The organism is Thalassorhabdomicrobium marinisediminis, assembly GCF_003072065.1.
In the GTDB taxonomy this organism is placed as follows: domain Bacteria; phylum Pseudomonadota; class Alphaproteobacteria; order Rhodobacterales; family Rhodobacteraceae; genus Octadecabacter; species Octadecabacter marinisediminis.
This window is the reverse complement of sequence record NZ_QCYG01000029.1, coordinates 1-934: the sequence shown is the minus strand read 5'-3', so window position 1 is coordinate 934 and position 934 is coordinate 1. Positions and strand designations below refer to the sequence as shown.

Annotated in this window: 1 protein-coding gene; it reads left to right on the top strand. The window is 57.7% G+C overall.

Annotation, left to right across the window (positions count from 1 at the left end; translation table 11 throughout):
• Positions 1 to 190: 190 nt before the first annotated feature.
• A complete protein-coding gene (locus tag DC363_RS16590) occupies positions 191 to 664 on the top strand; it encodes a hypothetical protein (RefSeq protein WP_146180821.1) in 474 nt (157 codons plus the stop codon).
• The last annotated feature ends 270 nt before the right edge of the window (positions 665 to 934 follow it).

Here is a 934-nt window from a genome sequence, read left to right as displayed (position 1 = left end):
GCATCGAAGAGATTGCCGCTATGGCCCAGGACGACGTTGATGGCTGCCTGATCCTTGCGAAGCTCGAGCAGCTTTGTCGATTGGTTCACCTGTCTCATCGTCTTGAAAGGTCGCCATGTTGATCTGTTGGTCGCCATATCCTGGCACGTTCAATCCCCGACAGCCAACCGCGTATCTGCTGGACCATGCTGTGACCAAAACCGTTGGCCAGAAGTCAGTCAATGAAGCCCGGTCGCCGCGGCCCGAGGTCTTGCTTGGTCATCCTGCGGTCGTCCAAGCGGCGATAAACGGTTTGGGGTTCAAGAGGCGATATAGTCTGTGCACCTTGTCATTCGCGGCCTCGGAAATCTGCGTGGAAGCGTTCAACCGTGGCAACAGTGGTGTCCGGGATGCCGTCGCGGTGACCACCAGCGCTTTTCTTGAGTTTACCTACGCCGGGATTCCGGTCGACAGCCGTCCGCCGGTGCTGGTCAGCACACATACCCATACGGGCAGGCTCGAGGTCAATTTCACGCTGCCACGCTTCGTTATCGATGGGGGTGGCGCGGTTCGGAGCTTTAACCCGTGCCCGCCGGGCAACGGCAACCGCTGGCGGTGGGATCGGCTTGGCGATGCTCTGACGAAGCATTTTGACTGGATCAATCCGAGAGATATCGAATGCTGAAGCGAGTGAGCCGCAAGGTCTACAGCCAGATTATCGCGCTGCGCTTTTTCGACAGCATCTCACCCGCCGACCTTCACGCCCTTAAACATCTCAAACGACAACTGGAGACCCTCGAACATGTCAGCAAACGATCAGCAGAAAACCATCCAGCTCATGGAAGAGCTGTGCCAACTCCTTCGCGACGCCCTGGCGCAGGAAGGGGTGGGGCAACTGGAAGCGAAGCTCGAAGAACTTATGAGCGACTTCACCGCGATCCGCACGTCAATGGAA